The 19375-nt window shown below is 40.4% G+C and carries 20 protein-coding genes; 12 read left to right on the top strand and 8 right to left on the bottom strand.

The window, feature by feature from the left end:
• The first annotated feature begins 115 nt into the window (after window positions 1-115).
• Both CSV77_RS10370 and CSV77_RS10365 read left to right on the top strand, forming a co-directional pair.
• Window positions 116-2479, top strand: coding sequence for a penicillin acylase family protein (locus tag CSV77_RS10370; protein ID WP_099673360.1), 2364 nt, complete (start codon window positions 116-118; stop codon window positions 2477-2479).
• A gap of 293 nt (window positions 2480-2772) precedes the next feature.
• Complete coding sequence (locus tag CSV77_RS10365; protein WP_099673359.1) at window positions 2773-4074, top strand: purine/pyrimidine permease; 1302 nt, start codon at window positions 2773-2775, stop codon at window positions 4072-4074.
• Between the two features lie 38 nt (window positions 4075-4112).
• Here CSV77_RS10365 and CSV77_RS16925 read toward each other — a convergent pair whose 3' ends face one another.
• Complete coding sequence (locus CSV77_RS16925) at window positions 4113-4286, bottom strand: hypothetical protein (protein WP_158231675.1); 174 nt, start codon at window positions 4284-4286, stop codon at window positions 4113-4115.
• A gap of 146 nt (window positions 4287-4432) precedes the next feature.
• On the opposite strand from CSV77_RS16925, the gene CSV77_RS10360 reads away from it, so the two are divergent.
• Window positions 4433-4987: a DJ-1/PfpI family protein gene (locus CSV77_RS10360; RefSeq protein WP_099631700.1), complete on the top strand. Its 555-nt coding sequence runs from the start codon at window positions 4433-4435 to the stop codon at window positions 4985-4987.
• A gap of 85 nt (window positions 4988-5072) precedes the next feature.
• On the opposite strand, the gene CSV77_RS10355 is transcribed toward CSV77_RS10360, so the two are convergent.
• A complete protein-coding gene (locus tag CSV77_RS10355; RefSeq protein ID WP_158232061.1) occupies window positions 5073-5696 on the bottom strand; it encodes a Yip1 family protein in 624 nt (207 codons plus the stop codon).
• 142 nt (window positions 5697-5838) lie between these two features.
• Here CSV77_RS10355 and namA point away from each other — a divergent pair, with 142 nt between their 5' ends.
• Window positions 5839-6858, top strand: a complete 1020-nt coding sequence (gene namA, locus CSV77_RS10350; RefSeq protein ID WP_099673357.1) for an NADPH dehydrogenase NamA — start codon at window positions 5839-5841, stop codon at window positions 6856-6858.
• Between the two features lie 17 nt (window positions 6859-6875).
• Here the strand turns inward: namA and CSV77_RS10345 are convergent, their stop codons facing one another.
• Window positions 6876-7373: a metallophosphoesterase family protein gene (locus CSV77_RS10345; protein ID WP_099673356.1), complete on the bottom strand. Its 498-nt coding sequence runs from the start codon at window positions 7371-7373 to the stop codon at window positions 6876-6878.
• A 100-nt stretch (window positions 7374-7473) separates the two neighbouring features.
• Between CSV77_RS10345 and CSV77_RS10340 the strand changes: the two genes are divergently transcribed.
• The 4 genes from CSV77_RS10340 to CSV77_RS10325 all read left to right on the top strand — a co-directional run bounded on the left by CSV77_RS10340 (window position 7474) and on the right by CSV77_RS10325 (window position 9679).
• On the top strand, window positions 7474-7842 hold the full coding sequence (locus CSV77_RS10340; protein ID WP_099673355.1) for a carboxymuconolactone decarboxylase family protein: 369 nt from the start codon (window positions 7474-7476) through the stop codon (window positions 7840-7842).
• A 94-nt stretch (window positions 7843-7936) separates the two neighbouring features.
• On the top strand, window positions 7937-8689 hold the full coding sequence (locus CSV77_RS10335) for a YqcI/YcgG family protein (RefSeq protein ID WP_099673389.1): 753 nt from the start codon (window positions 7937-7939) through the stop codon (window positions 8687-8689).
• Window positions 8690-8950: 261 nt separating this feature from the next.
• Window positions 8951-9292 (top strand): CHY zinc finger protein, encoded by a 342-nt coding sequence (locus CSV77_RS10330; protein ID WP_099673354.1) that lies wholly within the window; start codon window positions 8951-8953, stop codon window positions 9290-9292.
• Between the two features lie 60 nt (window positions 9293-9352).
• A complete protein-coding gene (locus CSV77_RS10325; RefSeq protein ID WP_144034672.1) occupies window positions 9353-9679 on the top strand; it encodes a hypothetical protein in 327 nt (108 codons plus the stop codon).
• A 46-nt stretch (window positions 9680-9725) separates the two neighbouring features.
• Here the strand turns inward: CSV77_RS10325 and CSV77_RS10320 are convergent, their stop codons facing one another.
• The gene (locus tag CSV77_RS10320; protein ID WP_099631707.1) at window positions 9726-10133 is read right to left on the bottom strand and encodes a YugN family protein; all 408 of its coding nucleotides are present in this window, start codon (window positions 10131-10133) and stop codon (window positions 9726-9728) included.
• 161 nt (window positions 10134-10294) lie between these two features.
• On the opposite strand from CSV77_RS10320, the gene CSV77_RS10315 reads away from it, so the two are divergent.
• Window positions 10295-11275, top strand: a complete 981-nt coding sequence (locus CSV77_RS10315) for a YsnF/AvaK domain-containing protein (RefSeq protein WP_099636915.1) — start codon at window positions 10295-10297, stop codon at window positions 11273-11275.
• Window positions 11276-11353: 78 nt separating this feature from the next.
• Window positions 11354-11596 carry a hypothetical protein gene (locus CSV77_RS10310; protein WP_099631709.1) on the top strand — a complete coding sequence of 81 codons (243 nt, stop codon included), beginning with the start codon at window positions 11354-11356 and terminating at the stop codon, window positions 11594-11596.
• A 39-nt stretch (window positions 11597-11635) separates the two neighbouring features.
• On the opposite strand, the gene CSV77_RS10305 is transcribed toward CSV77_RS10310, so the two are convergent.
• Window positions 11636-12130: a TspO/MBR family protein gene (locus CSV77_RS10305; protein WP_099673352.1), complete on the bottom strand. Its 495-nt coding sequence runs from the start codon at window positions 12128-12130 to the stop codon at window positions 11636-11638.
• 54 nt (window positions 12131-12184) lie between these two features.
• The gene (locus CSV77_RS10300) at window positions 12185-13759 is read right to left on the bottom strand and encodes an amidohydrolase (RefSeq protein WP_099673351.1); all 1575 of its coding nucleotides are present in this window, start codon (window positions 13757-13759) and stop codon (window positions 12185-12187) included.
• 244 nt (window positions 13760-14003) lie between these two features.
• Between CSV77_RS10300 and CSV77_RS10295 the strand changes: the two genes are divergently transcribed.
• A complete protein-coding gene (locus CSV77_RS10295; protein ID WP_099673350.1) occupies window positions 14004-14333 on the top strand; it encodes a YunC family protein in 330 nt (109 codons plus the stop codon).
• A gap of 95 nt (window positions 14334-14428) precedes the next feature.
• On the opposite strand, the gene CSV77_RS10290 is transcribed toward CSV77_RS10295, so the two are convergent.
• Together CSV77_RS10290 and CSV77_RS10285 are read right to left on the bottom strand one after the other, a co-directional pair.
• Window positions 14429-14665, bottom strand: coding sequence for a hypothetical protein (locus CSV77_RS10290; RefSeq protein WP_099673349.1), 237 nt, complete (start codon window positions 14663-14665; stop codon window positions 14429-14431).
• 30 nt (window positions 14666-14695) lie between these two features.
• Window positions 14696-14884, bottom strand: coding sequence for a hypothetical protein (locus CSV77_RS10285; RefSeq protein WP_099631713.1), 189 nt, complete (start codon window positions 14882-14884; stop codon window positions 14696-14698).
• A 642-nt stretch (window positions 14885-15526) separates the two neighbouring features.
• Here CSV77_RS10285 and CSV77_RS10280 point away from each other — a divergent pair.
• Window positions 15527-19375, top strand: a complete 3849-nt coding sequence (locus tag CSV77_RS10280) for an AAA domain-containing protein (RefSeq protein ID WP_099673348.1) — start codon at window positions 15527-15529, stop codon at window positions 19373-19375.

Raw genomic sequence — 19375 nt, 5'->3', positions numbered from 1 at the left:
TTCAAATACAGTTAAAGGGATTGAAGTTTCGGTATCACTACATTTCTTTAATGGATAATAATTAAAGGAATTTCAGAATATTACTAGTATACTAAGTTCTAAAGGGGGGAATGACATGGGAAGAGGCAGAAAGATTACGCTGTGGGCACTCAGTATACTGTCAATTATAGCTGTCCTTGTTGTGATATTTGCAAACGCTTACACTTCGAAATCGAAACCGCTTGTAGAAGGAAACCATCAAGTCTCATTCATCGATCAAGAAGTAATCGTTACACGGGATAACAATGGGGTACCGCATATCAACGCTGCTTCGGATGAAGATCTATACCGAGCGCAAGGTTATGTGCAAGCGCAAGACCGTTTATTTCAAATGGATCTAGCCCGAAGGCAGGCGAGCGGTCGTCTGGCGGAAGTCATCGGTGATAAGGCAGTCGATACTGATAAGTTATTTCGTACATTTAGTTTGCGAAATGCCGCAGAAGCTTCATATGATGGATATGGAGAACAGGCAAAAGCAGTACTTGGCTGGTATGTGGAAGGAGTCAATGCATTCATTCGGGAAGCTAAATCGAAAAAGAAATTGTCTTATGAATTTGCACTTCTTGGATATGAGCCTGAAGAGTGGACAGCGGTTGATTCATTAACGATTGGGAAGTATATGGCTTATGACTTGGGGGGGAGATGGCAACCACAAGCCTTCCGCCACTGGGCGATCAATGCGTTTCCAGAAGAAAAAGTGAAAGATTTATTCCTGACGTATCCGAAAAATGCAGAATCTATCATGACGGCTAATAAAGAGCATAACGTAGAGGTAGCGGGACGTTTTCTACCGGAACTTTCACCACCTGAATACAATGGAAGTAACAACTGGGTAGTATCAGGAGAAAAGACGGCTTCCGGTAAACCATTACTAGCTGATGATCCGCATTTAGGACTGAGTACACCGTCTATTTGGTATCAAATGCATTTACAATCCCCTGAACAAAATGTTGAAGGAGTAATCTTTGCGGGGATTCCTGGAATTATTTTAGGAAATAATGAAGATATTGCCTGGGGGGTTACGAACGTTGGACCGGATGTGCAAGATCTTTATATTGAAGTTCCGCATCCAAGTAAAAAAGCCCAATTCCGTTATGATGGCAAGTGGGAACAGGCAGAAGTACGAGATGAGACGATTAAAGTTAAAGATGCTGAAGATGTTCCCTATGAAGTACTTGTCACAAAACACGGTCCGATTATTTCAGATATTATATACAAAGAAGAAAATCCTGATGCATTATTCTCCATGCAGTGGACGGCGCTCGAGCCCACGCTTGAGCTCGAAGCAATTATGGAAATGAATAAATCATCAGACTGGAAAAGTTTTGAGAAAGCATTAGAGAAGTTTCACGCACCTGCACAGAACTTCGTCTTCGCTTCGACGGACGGCACAATCGCGTATAAAGCAAACGGTCGCATTCCCAACCGTAAACAAGGTGACGCACAATTGGCAGTGCCAGGAGATTCTTCTGATTACGGTTGGGAGGGTTATATTCCCTATGAAGAACTACCACGTGTAGTTAATCCCGAAGAAGGTTTCATCGCCACAGCAAATAATGAAGTGGTAGACGAAAATTATCCATATCACATCACAAAGTTCTGGGCACAACCATACCGCTTTGAACGGATTGCAGAAGTGCTACGAGGAGGAGATAGTTTCACAGTGGATGACATGATGAAACTGCAAATGGATCAAAAAAACCTTTACGCTGCGGAATTCCTTGCATCCATGATTACATCAGTAGAGAACAAAGACCAATCAGGTGATTACAAAGAAGTATTAAATACATTGAAACAATGGGATCAAGTTGATTCAAAAGATAGCAGTGCTCCGCTAATTTTCCACCAATGGATGAAACAACTGCAAATTGATATGTTCCGCAATGAAATGCCGGATGATGTCTATGAACTAATGCCAGGTAAAAACCAGATTACAGACGAACTTCTGCGTAAAGGCTATAGTGGAGAAAAAAGTGTCTGGTTAGAAGAAAAGCGGGGCATTGATCAATGGGTGTATAATTCATTCATTAACGCAATAAATAAAATTTCTGATGACTTCGGCTACAAACAACAAAAATGGGCATGGGGCGACTATCACCAACTGACATTCCCACACCCGCTAGCAAGCGCATCACCTATATTCGCCAAATTATTAAATCCCGAAAAACAGCCAATCGGCGGTTCCAATATTACAGTGCAAGCTGCTTCCTTTAAAGACGACGGCTCCGTCAACCACGGCGCATCATGGCGTTTTGTTGCAGATCTAGACGACTTAACAAAAACATATCATGTCGTTGGGCCCGGCCAAAGCGGACATCTGAAATCCAAATGGTTCCACGACCAAGCAGAAGACTGGGCAAAAGGCCAATACCACGAAACACTCATGACACAAGAAATCCCTGACGGACGTGTACTTACGTTGCAACCGACCGGTGAATAATGAAAAATGTATGATTAGTTAATTATGTAGGATTAGGCTGAAGACAAACTCCTGAATTAGGGGGTGTCTTTAGTCTTTTTTCCATTTTAAGTTTGTATCAAGACCTAAATTTAAGAAGCAACATTAGTGGATCGTAAGTCTAAGACTACCGGAGGGTGAGCGTGCGCCTGAAACGTCGTTCAACGGTGCTTCCTCAAATCCTTATCTATTCTTATCCTATATGATAAAAAAATTATTCTCATGGTATACTATATGAATTCTAATTTGCACGGCACTATTGGAGGAATCGTCTAATGAAACATCTAGCAGGCGGCGTACAATGGACCATCTTTCTCATTGCATCATCTATTGCTGCCCCCATCGCAATCGCGCACGCCTTTGGTATGGACTCAGTAGCGACATCGCTATTTATGCAAAGAACTATATTTGTTCTCGGTGTTGCCAGTCTGATTCAGGCATTTTTCGGACATAAAATGCCCATCAACGAAGGTCCCGCAGGCTTATGGTGGGGAATTTATGTGGTCTATGCCGGTATGGTCGGCATTTTTTATACAACCTCAACAGACGCCTTGCAAGCATTGCAAAGTGGTATGTTATACAGCGGTGTGATATTCATGATCCTCGCAGCGACAGGAATCATCACGAAAATGAAAGTACTCTTCACACCAGCAATCACGTTTACGTATCTAATGTTGCTGATCTTACAATTAAGCGGAACCTTTATTAAGGGAATAATAGGGATAGAAGAAGTAGGAGACCATCTGGATTCAGTCATTTTTCTCGGAAGTTTCATTGTTTTACTCATCACGTTTGTTGCGATGGCAAATAAACGCCCGTTCATTTCTAAATATGCGATATTGATCTCCATTGCACTTGGCTGGGGGATTTTCTTGCTACTAGGAAAAACACCAACCATCGCGAAAGTGTCCGATCAGCTAATCCAACTACCGAAAATATTTGTTTATGGAAAACCTGTATGGGATAGTGGTGTTCTCGTTACAGCGATCTTCATTACATTATTGCTAGTAGCGAATATGCTTGCATCAATTCGTGTCATGGAACATTTGTTGAAGGAATCTTTTCATATTAAAGCGCCAGATCGATTACGACAAGGAGCATTTGCTTCAGGATTCATCCATCTGATCGCAGGCGCTTTTTCCGCCATTGGATCCGTACCGATTTCAGGATCTGCTGGATTTGTTGGTACGACACGTATGCCATCTATAAAACCATTTATTATTGGCAGTACGCTATTAGTACTCATTACGTTGTTTCCAAGTATTATGGCGATATTTGCGGCTTTACCAGCGCCGGTTGCATACGCTGTAACTTTCGCCATCTTTACAAAAATGGTCTCGATGGCATTCAATGAACTTGATGCTGATCCAGAAAAAGAGCGTGCACGTCAAGCTGTAGCTTTTGGATTAATGGTAGGTGTAGGGACTATGTTTGTCCCGGGAGAAAGTTTGTCGCAACTTCCTCCCATTGTAGCTTCCACATTATCTAATGGATTGATTACAGGAACGATTCTTGCAATACTTATTGAGCAATACATGATACGCAGAAGTCGGAGAAATCGTTATAGTAAGATGTAAAAAGCCAAACAGTATGAACTGTCCGGCTTTTTCACGAATTATTTTCTTTTATCCTCTGTTGCCCGATAGACTTCTTTCAAAGCATCCCGATATTCTTTACCGCTTGCATTTTCTCGGGCACGTGAAGCTTCTTCGGCAGATACTTCAAACTCCATTCCCATTTCTTCGTTGATCGTTCCTTTATGAAACAAATGACGTATATCTCGATCCATAGAAATCCCTCCTACTCATAATATGGTGTAATTTGCGATAGTCATACATAAAGAAGAGGAATTCAGCAAAAGAAAGAGGATTCATTATCAAATTGTCGAAAGAAGTAAAGTAGTAACACAATTCAGAATAGGGAGAGGATCTGCACATGAGTAAAAAAGTATTGATTCTTGGTGGAGATGCAGTAGAAGCACTGGAAATTTTCTATCCTTATTATCGTTGTTTGGAAGAAGGATTCGACACAACTATTGCTTCACCATCAGTAAAAAAATTATATACCGTTACCCATGATTTCATCGATGGAATGGAAACGTATGTTGAAAAACCCGCGTATGGCTTGGATTCACATATTGCCTTCAAAGATGTCAATCCTGCAGACTATGATGCGCTCATTATTCCAGGTGGACGTGCACCAGAGTATATTCGTCTAGATGAATCATTACCAGATATTGTCCGCCATTTCTTTGAAGAGAATAAACCCGTGGCGGCAGTTTGCCATGCTGCTCAAGTGTTATCCGTTATTCCGGATCTCATGCAAGGCAGGGAATATACAGCATATATCGCGTGTAAGCCAGACGTTACAGCAGCTGGTGCTACGTATATAGAAAAAGATCTTCATACAGAAGGGAATCTAGTATCAGGACATGCTTGGCCAGATCTTCCAGGCTTAATGAGAGAATTCATGAAAATGATCAATAAATAATAAAACGCATAGCACATTAGGCTTTGCGTCAGACTGAAGACGTTTCCTGAAGTGGAATCGCCTTCGGTTTTTTTATATATTGATTTTAGTAAGCCCAAAAAACCACTATCAAAAAGATAATAAATGGAATCATTAATGCTAAAAATAAACCGGCAACAATCATAATCGTACCAAATCCACGCCATGAAGAGAAGTGATGGACAATCCCAATCCCTTTCGATAATATCACTGTACTAAAGATACCTAGAGCCAATGTTAGTAAATTAGCGAGTAATAATACAATAGATAATGATCCAAAAACGTCAACACTTGCAGTATTCGTCATATCCTCAAATAAATTCTTGCCGTAAATAATGACTAATAGCAAGTTAATCGGCAACATCCAAATCAAAGGTATCGAAGCGATTGGCGTCATTTGCACCATATCCTTAAAGTTCCCTTTACCTCCGAGCCATTTACCTACCCACGTGTAGAGAGCAGAACTAATGAACAGGCTGATCATAGTTCCGATGAACGATGACACGATACCGAGTAGGATCATTACCGGCAATGACAGATTGGGTAAAATATCCGTTTCAGCGAATGATGTTATACCGACGCTGACCGACGTAAGGAATAAGATGAAAAAACTATAACTCCATGTTTTGTATTCAAGAACATAACGAATCGTTTGTTTAGGTTGTGTCCATATTGAAATAAGTGGTTGCATAAGAAGACCTCCTTTCATATAGTCTACTATACGTTCAAAGACTACCATACGTTTCATAAAGTTCGTTTAAAATCCTTGAACAGTAAAAATTAGCAGAGATTTGCTATACTTTCTCTAGTAACTATTAGAGGAGGAATTATTCATGGCAAAATTATTTAGTCCTTATACTATACGTGGTGTAGAGTTTAAAAACCGTATCGCAATGGCACCGATGTGTATGTATTCTTCACATAATCAGGATGGGAAAGTAGAAGACTGGCATAAAATCCACTACGCAACGCGTGCGGTAGGACAAGTTGGTCTGATCATCGTTGAAGCAACAGCCGTTCAACCGCAAGGAAGAATCTCAAGTGAGGATTTAGGGATCTGGTCAGATGAGCATATTGAAGGTTTAACTGAAATCGTTCGTTTAAACAAACAGCATGGTGCCCGCACCGGTATCCAATTAGCACACGCAGGAAGAAAGGCGACAGTGGATGGAACAATTCATGCGCCAAGCCCTATTGCGTACAATGAAAAACATAAAACACCGACAGAAATGACTGTCACTGATATTGAAGAAACCATTGAAGCATTCAAACAAGGAGCGCTCCGTGCCAAACAAGCTGGATTTGACGTGATTGAAATCCATGGTGCACATGGCTATTTACTTAATGAATTCCTGACTCCACTATGTAATCATCGTGAAGATGAATACGGTGGATCCGCAGAAAATCGCTATCGCATACTAGGGCAAGTAATTGATGCAATTCGTTCTGTTTGGGAAGGTCCGTTATTTGTCAGAATCTCGGCAGAAGATTATCAAGAAGGCGGTATGGATTCTTCGCAGTATGCAGAAATGGCGGGCTGGATGAAAGAACAAGGTGTCGATCTAGTCGACGTTAGCTCAGGTGGAGTAGTTCCGGCTGCTATTCATCCTTTCCCAGGCTATCAAGTGCCCTTTGCAGATACAATCCGTCAGCAAGCAAATATTGCAACGGGTGCGGTAGGATTGATTACATCAGCCCTACAAGCAGAAGAAATTTTACAAAATGACCGTGCGGATATCGTATTGCTCGCTCGCGAATTATTACGTGATCCTTATTGGGCGTACACAGCAGCAAAAGAACTGGGAGTAGAAATCGAATCACCCGTTCAATATACACGCGGTTGGACATATTAATCCATTCGTTTTGTACTTTACGTTTTATTATCAAAAAATAATAACTCTGCACGAATCCCATCATCAATATGTAAGATAGCGAAAGAGTAATGGGGTAATTTACGCTTATCTGTTGGTGAACCGGGATTCAGTAATAGGGTTTTATTCAAGTAACGAAGCATAGGAATGTGGGAGTGCCCGAAGACGATGACGTCTAGTGGCACTCCTTCAAATGCTTCAATAGCCCGTTTTTCTGTAGTCTTTTTCTCGCCATGACCATGTACTAATCCAATGTTTACGTGCCCCGCTTGAATCACTTGCTGCAATGGAAACCGTTCTTTTATATCCTCTCCATCCACATTTCCAAAAACGCCTTTTACTTCCGCAAATTCAGAAAGCATCTGCACGACCTCGACCGATTTCCAATCACCTGTATGTAAAATTAAATCGGCCGTCTCACATTCTTTTATTAATCGTGAAGGCAAACCTTTTCCTCTTCCAAGCATATGTGTATCTCCTGTAACGACGATTTTCATACTGAGCCTCCTGTATTTGTAATTGCTTATATCATTTCCATTATCGCTGAATAGCAAACAAAGAATCGGACATACTACTGCTATGACGGGAGGCAATTTTATGGAAGACTATACATTTACGGATGCGGTACTGGCAGATTACAAAACTGGTATGGGTGCAATGAGCGAACAGTTGCCAAAGTTCATGAAATCATTCCACGCATTTACGGAAATTGGTTTTGAAGAAGGAGAAATCAGTCAGAAATATAAACAGTTGATTGCACTAGCAGTAAGTATCTATGCACATAGTGAGTTCTGTATTATTTTCCATACAAAAGCTTGTATGGATGCAGGTTGTACAGTTTCAGAAGTATTAGAAGCTGTTGGTGTTGCAGCTACGCTTGGTGGTGGAAGTGCCTTAAGCCAAGCAGTCACATTGGTTATGCAAACGATTGATGAATTACAGGATGATCCAAAACCTATACAATGAGAAAACATCTTATCGATCGCCATTCGATAAGATGTTTTCTTCATTTCATATGTTTCATTATGCGAAAGACGGGGTAACGGATATACAGCATAGTATGTTAGAGGGGGATAAAACGTTGATTCAAACATCAAACGCTTTATTGACAAAAGAAGACTTTACAGAACGTAATGATTTACCGGAATGGTTACGTAGAGAATATCAGACATTTCATGATATCGTGACCGATAAAACATTCCCATGCTATTTTGGTATGGCTGGTGAAAATAAAGGCGAGTTGCGCTATGCCTATATTTCACAAAAAGACTGGTCGAACTTACCGCAAGCGCTAGAAGCTTTTTTAAAACTATTTGAAAATCCAAAGCATAAACGCCATGGTCTGTTTGTATTTGTTGAACCCTTTGAAATAGAAGGAACAATAGAAGAATATCGCCAACAGTTTTGGGATATTTTGCAATACTTGCATAAAGAAGATAAAGAAGAATGGCCTGCTGAAGCGCCACGAGATCCTGATCATTATCTGTGGGACTTTCATTTCCAAGGTGAGCCGATTTTTGCTTTTGGTAATGCACCCGCCTATAAGCAACGAAAAACGCGTGATTTGGGAAATGCAATGGTCATCGGGTTCCAGCCGCGCAAAATTTTTAAAGGTCTGACAGGTACGGAAAAAGGCGGAATCAAATCACGTGAAAAAGTTCGTGAACGTGTAGAGGTATGGGATAACCTACCGAAGCATCCCGATATCAGCCATTACGGAGATCCAACGCATAATGAATGGAAACAGTTCTTCATCGGCGACGACAGTGTGCCGTTAACAGGAAAGTGTCCATTCACTCATAAGGATATGTAAACTGAGGATGTCTCTGCAGTCGTGAACTTACGGTTGCCGGAGACATTTTTTATATGACTGAGTTTCGAAACAAAGGATGAATAAAAAGAGATGAGTGAGTAGATTGAAGCTTGAACCCGGGACGCGTATTTTATAGCCAAAGTGGTGAGTCTATAAATTTGCAGCCCCTTACTCATCCACTCCATTTCAAATCCCTCTCTATTTTTAATTGCTTAACAGGCCTCCATACTTTTATGATGTACATAAGAGGGGTGCGTAAAAATGAAAAAATACGATCAAGAAGTTCGGGGCTTACTAGTGGATGATGAAACGCGCTGTATCCATTACGCAACAGAAACAGACAGAATTGCCATCAAGTTCTATTGTTGTGAAATCTATTATCCATGTCACCTATGCCATGAAGAAGCGGGTTGCGGTCATCACGCTGTTTGGCCAGTTAGTCGATATAATGAAAAAGCCATACTGTGCGGTAATTGCGGCCACGAACTCACCATTACTGAATACTTACAATGCGACTATCAATGTCCTTCTTGCGACGCGGGATTTAATCCAGGGTGTGGTCTGCATAAGGATCTATACTTCGAAAACGAGGCGAGCCACTAATTGGTTTTAACCATGACCAACAGGGAACACTAAGTAAAACAAGTAAAGTGAGGGGTTTACATGAAGATGCCGACGATGGATACAGAAGAATTACTGTTATTTGCAACAGAGGCGGATGAATCGGGAACAACTTGGATTCAGCAAGCCGATTATGAAGCAGAAGAGGCAATCATGACGGATGAAGACCTTGCCGGCAGAGAACCTTTGCAACGGCTTAGAATAGTAGTAGAGTCGAATGGAAATACCAAATACTTCGAATCCCTTTTCTATACAGGGGCTGAATTAGAAGAGTTAATGAGCGAACTAGAACCGGTTTTCAAGAAATATCCTAAAAAAGTGCTAGATTCAGATGAAATGGATGAAAAAATACAAGGTTTAAAAAAATAGTAAAGAGGATCTTCTGCCAAAAATTCGGCAAGAAGATCCCTTTTTTTCATTCCAAGTACTGTAGTATTTCTTCAATTGCTAGTTCACCGGCAATTTCCCAACGACTTTTATCACGAATTTCTGCATCTCGATCCAACGGTTCTTGGAATTGATTGAAAGAACCACTTATTAAAGAACTTGAGTCGGGATCTAATCCCGTATTCACCACATGTTTGATGACGTAAGGTTTTTTAAATTTAATGGATGTGTTGAAATCATCAAGTTCACCGTCATGAACTTCAAAGGGGACACGTAAGTAAATGGTTTCGCCAGCTTCTCTATGAAGGATGGAATCAAAACTACCTTTATGATAATCCCAGCCTCCGCCAAAATGATACCCGTGCTGATCGACTTTATCCCGTAAAGTCCCAAAACAAGCTAGTTTGCCTTCAATCGGCGTATCTAATTCCAGCATGAAATCACTCCTTTTTAACAGCATTCCTTACTAGCAAATATTTATACATCCCCAAAAAATTTAACGAAAAGGTTTCTAATTTCCATAACCCGGGTACATGTATCAACACGACGTTAAAAAGAGTTCTAAATAATTCATTACAACATTAGGAGGAGATTTATATGGGTAAAAATAGATATATTGGAATGTACTATAATGAAACAGATCTGGTGAACCGTCTGGATGAGTTGAAAAGAGAAGGATGGCCTGAAGATGATATTTATGTCGTTGTGAAAAATGAAGATCAATTAACTATGCTTAGAAGTCGTACGGATGCAGAAATTAAATCAGCTGACGATTCATGGTGGGATCGTTTTATGGGGTTTGTTTCTGGAGAAGACCATGTACGTCGTATGGTAGATAGTTTAGATTTCGGAACAGAAGACACAGTAAAGTATTATCAGGAAATTGAACAGGGTGGCATGTTGCTATATGTTGATTCTGGTGAAGCAAATCGCCACTACATGGACAACACCGAGTTCTACGGCAGAATTGGAAAAAGTACAGACGTGAATCTTGGAGCGAATGGCTTGAGCGTAACTGACCAAGAATTGAATGGAGGAGATCCGGCATTCAGATTGAACCAAACGCTTCCAGACCATACACTTAACCAACACAATCGGGACGTAGATTCTGGCCTTCATGCAACTGAACATGCTTTCACTGACACAGATACAGAAGAAGAGCGTCTACGTTTACACGAGGAACGTCTTCAAGTGGATAAGCATGAAACACAGCGTGGAGAAATCCGTGTTGAAAAAGAAGTAGTAGAAGAACCTAGATCAGTAGATGTTAGCGTTTCGCACGACGAAGTGACAATCGAACGTAGACCAGTTGTAGATGGAGAAGGTGGTTTTGACGGTCGCAATGGCAATGACGCGGCAGCGTTCAGGGAAGATGATGAGACAATTCGCATTCCGATTACTGAAGAACAAGTGGAAGTAACAAAGAAACCAGTTGTCACGGAAGAAATCATACTCAAGAAGCGTGAGGTTGTAGAGAATGAAACGATTCACGAATCAGTGAAACGTGAGGAAGTACATTTTGAAAAAGAAGGAGACGTAGAAGTTAAAGGCGATCAGTTGGATAAAGACCGTTTCTAAAAAACATGTAGCAAATACCTTGTCATTCCCTTTCTGGATACTGTAGGATAGACGTAACAGCCAGGAAGGGGAGATGACATGTTTAAGCATCCAGGTATTGCCGCCGTGCTTAGTTTTTTCTGGACTGGCGTCGGTCAAATCTATAATGGACAAATCCTTAAAGGGATTTTACTTATTATCTTGCAAGGAATCAACGGTCTGCTCATGTTTGTAGGTATCGGTTTCATTACGTATCCCATTGTATGGATTTGGGGTATGTATGACGCTTATAAGACTGCCGAGCGTATGAACTACAATCAAAATCAATATAATCAACATTGAAAAATGTCCCAGCCAGTAGTGGCAGGGACATTTTTATGTTCACTTATTTAATATCCATGTAGAGTAATTTAAAACTAGTGCAAACATAACCCATCCAATATAAGGAACCATCAACCCGCCTGCGATACGATCAGTCTGATTGAATTCATAAGCGGTCATAGCAATTGCACCTAACAAAATCGTCATCTCTATCAGTGCTGTACCTCGTAAATTCCATTTGAAGAACAAGAAGGACCAAAGAAAATTAAGGCCTAATTGTACGTCATACAAAGAGATAGCGGTATCTTTCCATTGCGATGGCTGCTTCATTTCCACGCGGTAATTCGCAACACCCATTATCGTATATAAAGCTGTCCAAGCAAGTGGAAATGTAGCTCCAGGAGGAGAAAATGAAGGTTTCTTCAACTTGGCATACTGTTTTTGTGTATTGCGGTTAGCAAGAAATCCGATAATCGATCCGCCCACTACTGGAATTAACACGTTACGCGTGAGCTTCTTCCAATCCAGTTCACCATATACTTTTAATAATTCCAAGGTAAAACCCCCTTTTTAGAAAGTTTCCCCCATTCGCTAGTTACTAAACAGTGATTACGTATTCGCCGTATACATAATTTCACCAGCGACAATAGTTTTTTCTACTTGTATTTCAGTTATTTGATCAACGTCTATAGTGAAAACATCGTCTTTCAAGACCGTGAAGTCTGCATCAAATCCAACTGAGAGTTTTCCTCTTGAATGCATTTTACCTATAGTAGCCGCTGCGCCTGAAGTAAATAATTGTACTGCCTCATAACGACTAAGTTTTTGATCTGGCAAATATCCTTCATGCTGTTCCGTACATAATCTTCTGGTGATCGCTGCGTGTATACCTAGCAAAGGATTCGGGTCTTCAATAGGAGCATCTGATCCCCCACCACAAATAAAACCTTTAGTTAGAAGCTTCTTCCATGCATATGCCCAGTCAAGCCGGTCTTCACCCAGTCGGTCCCTAACCCAAGGGAAATCAGAAGGAACGAACGCAGGCTGTATATCTAAAACAATGGGAAGCCTTTGCATTCGCTCTACTAAATCATCACGTAATAAAATGACATGTATAAACCGATCTTTCTTGCCGGCTGGAGCAGGATACTTTTCAATGACATCTAGTGCCTTTTCAACTGCTAGATCACCAATCACATGTATGGCAACAGCTTCTCCATAGTGTCTTGCCATTTTGACATAGTTCTCGATCTCTTCATCGGTCAATATAGCTGTTCCTACATTATCGGGTTCATCGGTGTACGGCTCACTTAACAGCGCCGTACTGCCGCCAAAAGCGCCATCAATGAAGAACTTCATCTCACCAGGCTCTACCCACGGTGTATTATAGAGCACATGGTCTTCCATCAAATCAGAAAATACACTAAAATGACGCAGTAAATGAGCACGGAATTTTCGATCACCACCGAGAACATTATTGAAAGCTTTCAATGGCGTCTGATAGTGACCATAGTAACCTAAGTCATCGGTCACAACACCTGTCAACCCAACAGATAGTAAATGATCAACAGAAGTTTCCAAAGCTTTCGTTACATAGTCCTCTGTTGGATTCGGTAAAAGTTGAAGCACTCGCTGCATAGCGCCTTCTTTCAATAACCCTGTCGGCTCGCCGTTATGATCGCGTTCAATAACACCATCATCAGGATCAGGTGTCTCTTTTGTGATACTAGCTAGTTCCAGAGCCTTTGAATTGACGATAGCAGCATGCCAACAAGTGCGTTTTAATAGCATGGGTGAATCTGTTACAGCATCCAACTCATAGCGAGTGAAGATTTTCTTGTCAGGAAAATTATTCTCATCCCAACCTTCCCCAATGAACCACTCGTCCTTTGGTAATTCTTTATAGGAGTTTAGGAGTAGCTCCATCATATGTTCTGAAGAAGTGGTGTTGGATAAATCAAGGCGCAACAGCTTTTCACCTTGGCCGATCATGTGCATATGATTATCGATAAAACCAGGGTAAACAAAAGCACCTTGCAAGTCTATTTGAGTATCAGCTTGATTTTTTAGTTCATCATATGAACCGGTCGCTAGTATTTTTCCGTCGTTTGTCAGTAAAGCATCTATTGTATGTCCTTCATTTTGCATCGTATAAAAGAGTGCATTAAACCAAATCGTTGTCATACCGAAACCTCCTTATCTACCTATAGTAAACTGAATAAGATGAATCAACAAATAGTAGATGAAAAATTTTATATGAAATACGTTGAGCTAATTAGCGATTCTGAAGTGTAGGTTGGATATTCACACAACAGGGTAGCACATGAATACATAACGACGTCATACCTTTAGCATAGTAGGTAAGCTTTTCAGGCATTCCAGTGTGGGAAAGGTTGTAAGATGATGCACGTTTTGACTGGCCTATCATATGCTGTTAAAGAAAGGGGTGGGTGTCTTGATTGAACATCAAAGCATATCTATAGATGGACAGTCATTTCAAGCAGTTACGGTAAAACTACCTAAAACGACGCTACTTACAGTTTCGAATGACAAAGGGTATATTATGTGTGGGGCACTTGATGTAGGATTATTAAATAGTGTACTAGCAGACCGTAAAATTGTTGCGGGACGCGCGGTTGGTGTGAAAACGATAGAGCAATTGCTGGCAGCCCCGCTAGAATCTGTAACGCTGGAAGCTGAGAACTATGGCATTTCCGCAGGTATGATTGGATCAGAAGCACTATTAAAAATGGCATAAAAAGTGACGCCCGTCTTGATGGGCGTCACTTTCTAATCAGCTTTCATATCGGTTAAGTACTCTACGTGTTTATTTCAGTGTATTTCAAAACATCATTATTCCTTTTCATATTTCTCTTCACTGGACGAACGATTTTTCGTCTCACGATGATGTCTTTCTTCTTCTTCCTCCATACGAACATCTTCCAAAGGAATAGCGTCTACGGTCTGCATATCTTCATGCATATCGTAAATACTTTCCTTATCGGTTTTTAAATTTTCGGGGTTATCCATATAACCGCCCTCTGCCTTTTTACGGTCTTTTTCTGTAAAAACTCTTTTCTCTTCGCTCATGCAAATCTACTCCTTTGCGATTCAATATATTTAGTCTAAAAATCTACCTAGTAATCCTTTATTTGGTTCGGGTTTCTGAGTATTACCTTTACGTTCGCCGCGCATAGGTGTGTCATTGAACTCGTCGAATTGACGAGACAATTTGTCCCGTGCATCTTTGTTACGCATTAAATAGGCTGCTCCTAAACCAATAGCTGTCAACGCCATTCTTTTTTTCATATAATGCTCCTCCTCGTTATTGTTTCTTATATGTTGTTTTCCCAGTTTTCATTCATACTAAACAACTCACATGGTTTAGCGACAAAACAAAAAACAGTCAGTGATTAAAACCTTCTAATCACTGACTGTTCTTCTCTAACTATGCGGAAAATTTTATGTTGCGATTACTCCATACTGACGACATTGTACCCTCGTCGTATGCGTCTTGCATGTTACACTGCTTAACTTCTTTGAAGCAGGTATTTCACGTGCACTTACACAAAAAACTTCTTTCGCATTACCTGGTAAACCTGTCTTTCATTTGGAATCTTAAAAACAGATTCCCAAACCGAGTGTACCACTTGCCAGTAAAGAAAAATTTTCCGCCAAGGCTGTGCATCTCGTCCAGATCTAGCAGCTTACTTCACTAACTAGTTCCTTCAGTTTGCCTTGTAGTAATAGTATACCCATACAAACTATTTCTAAACATCTTTTTTAAATTAATTTGAAAAGTTTTTTTGAGATTTTTCTTACTCGCGGTATATGCACTTATGATCTATAATAGAGGACTGAGGTGAGAGCTTTGAACAAGGGAATAACAGGGAGAAGCACGATGTATAATCTTGCTGAAGTAAAGCCCTATGTTGAAAAGAATGAACTACCATGAGTGTGTTACAAAATATAGAAATGATACTTTGCAGTCTGGAAATAACGAAAAATGCACGAAAAGGTTTGGAACAGTGGTTTCTAAGTGAAGAGGCTTTTGTTTCTTCAGAGTCTGTTTTTGATATACATATTGAAAAGAAACCGGAGAATCGTATGGGGAACCAATCCTATGCGCTGTTTTTTGATCCACATACAAATAAAAGGTTTGCCAAAGAAGTACAGCAACGTGTGGCAGTTATGGAGTGCGTATTAAAACCGGATGGCTTGCTGGCAACAGGCTTTCATGTCAGAGGGGCAAGAGAGCCTGTTCAGACAAATCGGCGGCTACATACAGCAATAAAATTCAGGTTAAACCGTGCAGGAGTCGCACTGCCAATTGAATTTTATACAAGGTTACGTCAATTGCCCATCGCAGAAGAGCGTTCAGAATATGTAAAAAAACGCATTGAAAGTTGGGAAGGCTATCTACAAATTGCAGAGAAAAATGCGGATGTAGCGGATATCTCCTGTACATTTAGCCAAGCCAGTTTTACTAGTGATTTTACAAAGGTACGTCTTCAATGTAAAGATTTGCAAATGAAGAATTGGAAGCAACTCCGTGGATTTAGTGTAAAAATGAATGAACTCTCCACTGAGATCGGTCAAGTCATCGATGCTCAGAAAGGACAGAAAATCCTTGTCGTAGAACTAAATCAACGGTTTCAGAAGAAAGCAAGATCTGAACACTGGTTACCAACACGTAATAAAAGCCTAGTGCTGACGAACTATGCTGAATTAAGTCAGATTCGTCGGTTACGTAAAGGTTTCAAAGACTTACAAGATGGTCTAGCGGCAAATGCGAATTTGGAAAAGATCTTATTTGAGGAACGACCTGTCGTGCAAATTACGAATAAACAGCCGAAACTGGAGTTTCATAATAATTTAAATGAATTCCAGCAAGAAGCAGTCTCGGGCGCGATGAAAGCACATGACTTGTTTGTAGTCCAAGGTCCTCCCGGCACAGGTAAAACAACGGTAATATCCGAAATTTGCTATCAGAACGTCAAAGCCGGCTTGCGGACACTTGTTGCATCCCAATCAAATCTAGCAGTAGATAACGCACTCGGCCGATTACTTACAGATCCAGCGACACGTATTTTACGTTATGGGCGATCAGAAAGTATCGAAGAAGAGGGCAAGCGTTTCATGGAAGAAAATGTGGCGTTGCACTGGAGAAATGAAACAATTGAAACCGTACAAGCAACACGTGCAATTTATCGGAAAAAAGATATCGAATTGCAAAAGCGTGCGGATCAATTATCCAATCAGGTTAAACAGAACACAGAATTGAAAATCACATTAACTGAGCAACTACAAATGCAAAACATAGTGCAAGAGAAGTTAAAAAAACTAAAGTCTGAATACTTTTCACGGAAATCTCTGCTTGAGCAGTCTGTACGCAGGCTTTCTCAAAGGCAGCAAAAAATGGCGCAAACTGAAGTTGACCTTGCTCAACACGTAAAGGAAATTGCAGGGTTACAGAAACAGCTAAAAACAGAGCCGAATAAAGAAGAATTGTCAGGTCAAGTGGAAGAATCTTTACAAGAGCAGTGCTTATTAAGACAGACACAATCATACATCAACTGGCTTGCAGAAATGCGGAGCAATACCGAAGCACACCAAAAGATTATGGAAGAATACAAAACTCTTCCTGATAAAGAACGATTGCTACAAGCAACACATCGTCTCGTAAAGTCTCAGACGAAAATGAAAGATATCCAACTGACGCTCGCTGAAAACCAGATTGAATTACCTATTCATATTACGTTGCGGAATAACGACTTACAACGAATCATCAAGTCGATTGAAAGTGGAGAGTATTCCTATGAATTTCAGGAATGGAAGGAACTTCATGAACGATTTCAGACGGCTATTAAAAAAACACAAATTCTTTTGCAGACGCACCGTTATCCGGTAGAAACCATTACTAAGCGCTCAACCGAAAATTTCACAACTATACAAGAAATGCATGAAATGATTGATCGTTTAGGAAAGTTTTTAATCAATCCTACAACAAAAAAAGTGCTGAAAAATAAAGAAATTTCATCCGGGAAAACGGAAGTTCTACAAAAAATCGCACAAGGTATGTCATTGTTTTACGGTAAAGAAGAGATCGTTCGTGCAAAAGGAATTGATCTTCAACAACAGAAAGTCCACTCTGTAAAGGAAGTATTTGCGGAAGTGAAATATGAAATTTTGAGATTCCTCCAACAGGAACTTCATGAAATACAAGCCAATATACAGCGAAAAGAAGAGTTGAAGCAACATCTGGAATCCAAGCAAATAGCATTGGAGAAACAGATTGATGAATACCTACAAACCAACGGGCCGCCTGAAAAACAGTGGCAGGGAAATCAACTCACACAGGCAATTGATCAGCTTGAAACGAAGATATTGGAGTGCCGACAACGAATAAAAAACGTAACGCAATTAGCAGCAACCTTAACTACTTCGGAACTAAAGTATTCTCAAGCAAAACAACTACTTGAACAAGAAAAAATAGAATTCAGAGAAGTAGAGCAAAAAACATTGCAATTACAAGAAGAACAGCATCAACGACAGCAGAGAATAGAAGAACTTGCCGTTCAATTGAAACCAGATTTACAAGAGCAATTAGAGAAAATAGAAATAGAACTTGCTCAAGCTGAAACACGAAAAGCAGAAATAGTAAAAGAACAACAACAGCTTCCTATCCTACAAGAACTACAGGCGCAGTGGGAGGAATTGCTGCGTGATGCCAATGAATATGACCTTGACGAAATCCGTAAGCTGTATATCGATCATGCGAACGTAATAGGCACGACATGTGTCGCATCAGCTTCTAAAAAGTTTATGGAAGAATACCCTGTCTTTGATGTAGTGATTATTGATGAAGTATCTAAAGCAACACCGCCAGAATTATTATTACCCATGCTAAAAGGTAAGAAAATTATTCTAGTGGGTGACCATCATCAGTTACCGCCACTTGTAGGTCAAGAAACGATGGACGAACTGGTAGATCAGCAAAAAGATCCTGAAGTGCAACGTGAAATGAAAAAACTACTTAATGAATCATTATTCGAACGGTTATTCCGTACGTTGCCCAAGCAAAACAAAACGATGCTCAGTATTCAGTACCGGATGCATGAAAAAATCATGGAAACTATCGCACCATTTTATAAAGACGGGGACTATCAATTACAATGCGGGCTTCCCAATTCAGACGAATTGCGTGATCATCTGCTCGAAAGCAGTAATATCACTAGAAAAGACCATTTGCTATGGCTAGATACACCCAATACACCTTCATTTTTCGAAAATCAAGTCAAAGGGGGGACAAGTCGTTTCAATGAAGCGGAGCTCACCATCGTTCAAGATACGTTGCTAGATATTGAACAAGCGACGGAAAAAGCTAAAAAAGACGGCCTTATGAAGCCAGACGGAAAGAAAAGCGTCGGTGTTATTAGTTTTTACGGTGAACAAGTGAAGCGAATTGATCGATTGATCCAACAAGAAATTCGTCCCAAACAATTACATTGCCGAACAGGTTCGGTAGATAAGTTCCAAGGTATGGAAATGGATATTATTATTTTGAGCTTCGTTAGAAATCATGGTGAGAAAAATGGTGATGTTGGATTCGCTAAAGATTATCGACGTTTAAATGTGGCGTTATCACGTGCGAGAGAATTGCTCATTATCGTCGGCAGTTCTGAAATGTTCACTATCCATACTAAAAATGCCTCTACGAGAAATATGTATAAGCAATTGCTAGAAGTTGTAGATCATCAAGGTGGATTGCGCAAAATAAACCAAATCCAGGGGAGATGA

It is taken from the genome of Sporosarcina sp. P16b (assembly GCF_002743065.1).
GTDB lineage: Bacteria > Bacillota > Bacilli > Bacillales_A > Planococcaceae > Sporosarcina.
This window is presented reverse-complemented; position numbering and strand designations above follow the sequence as displayed.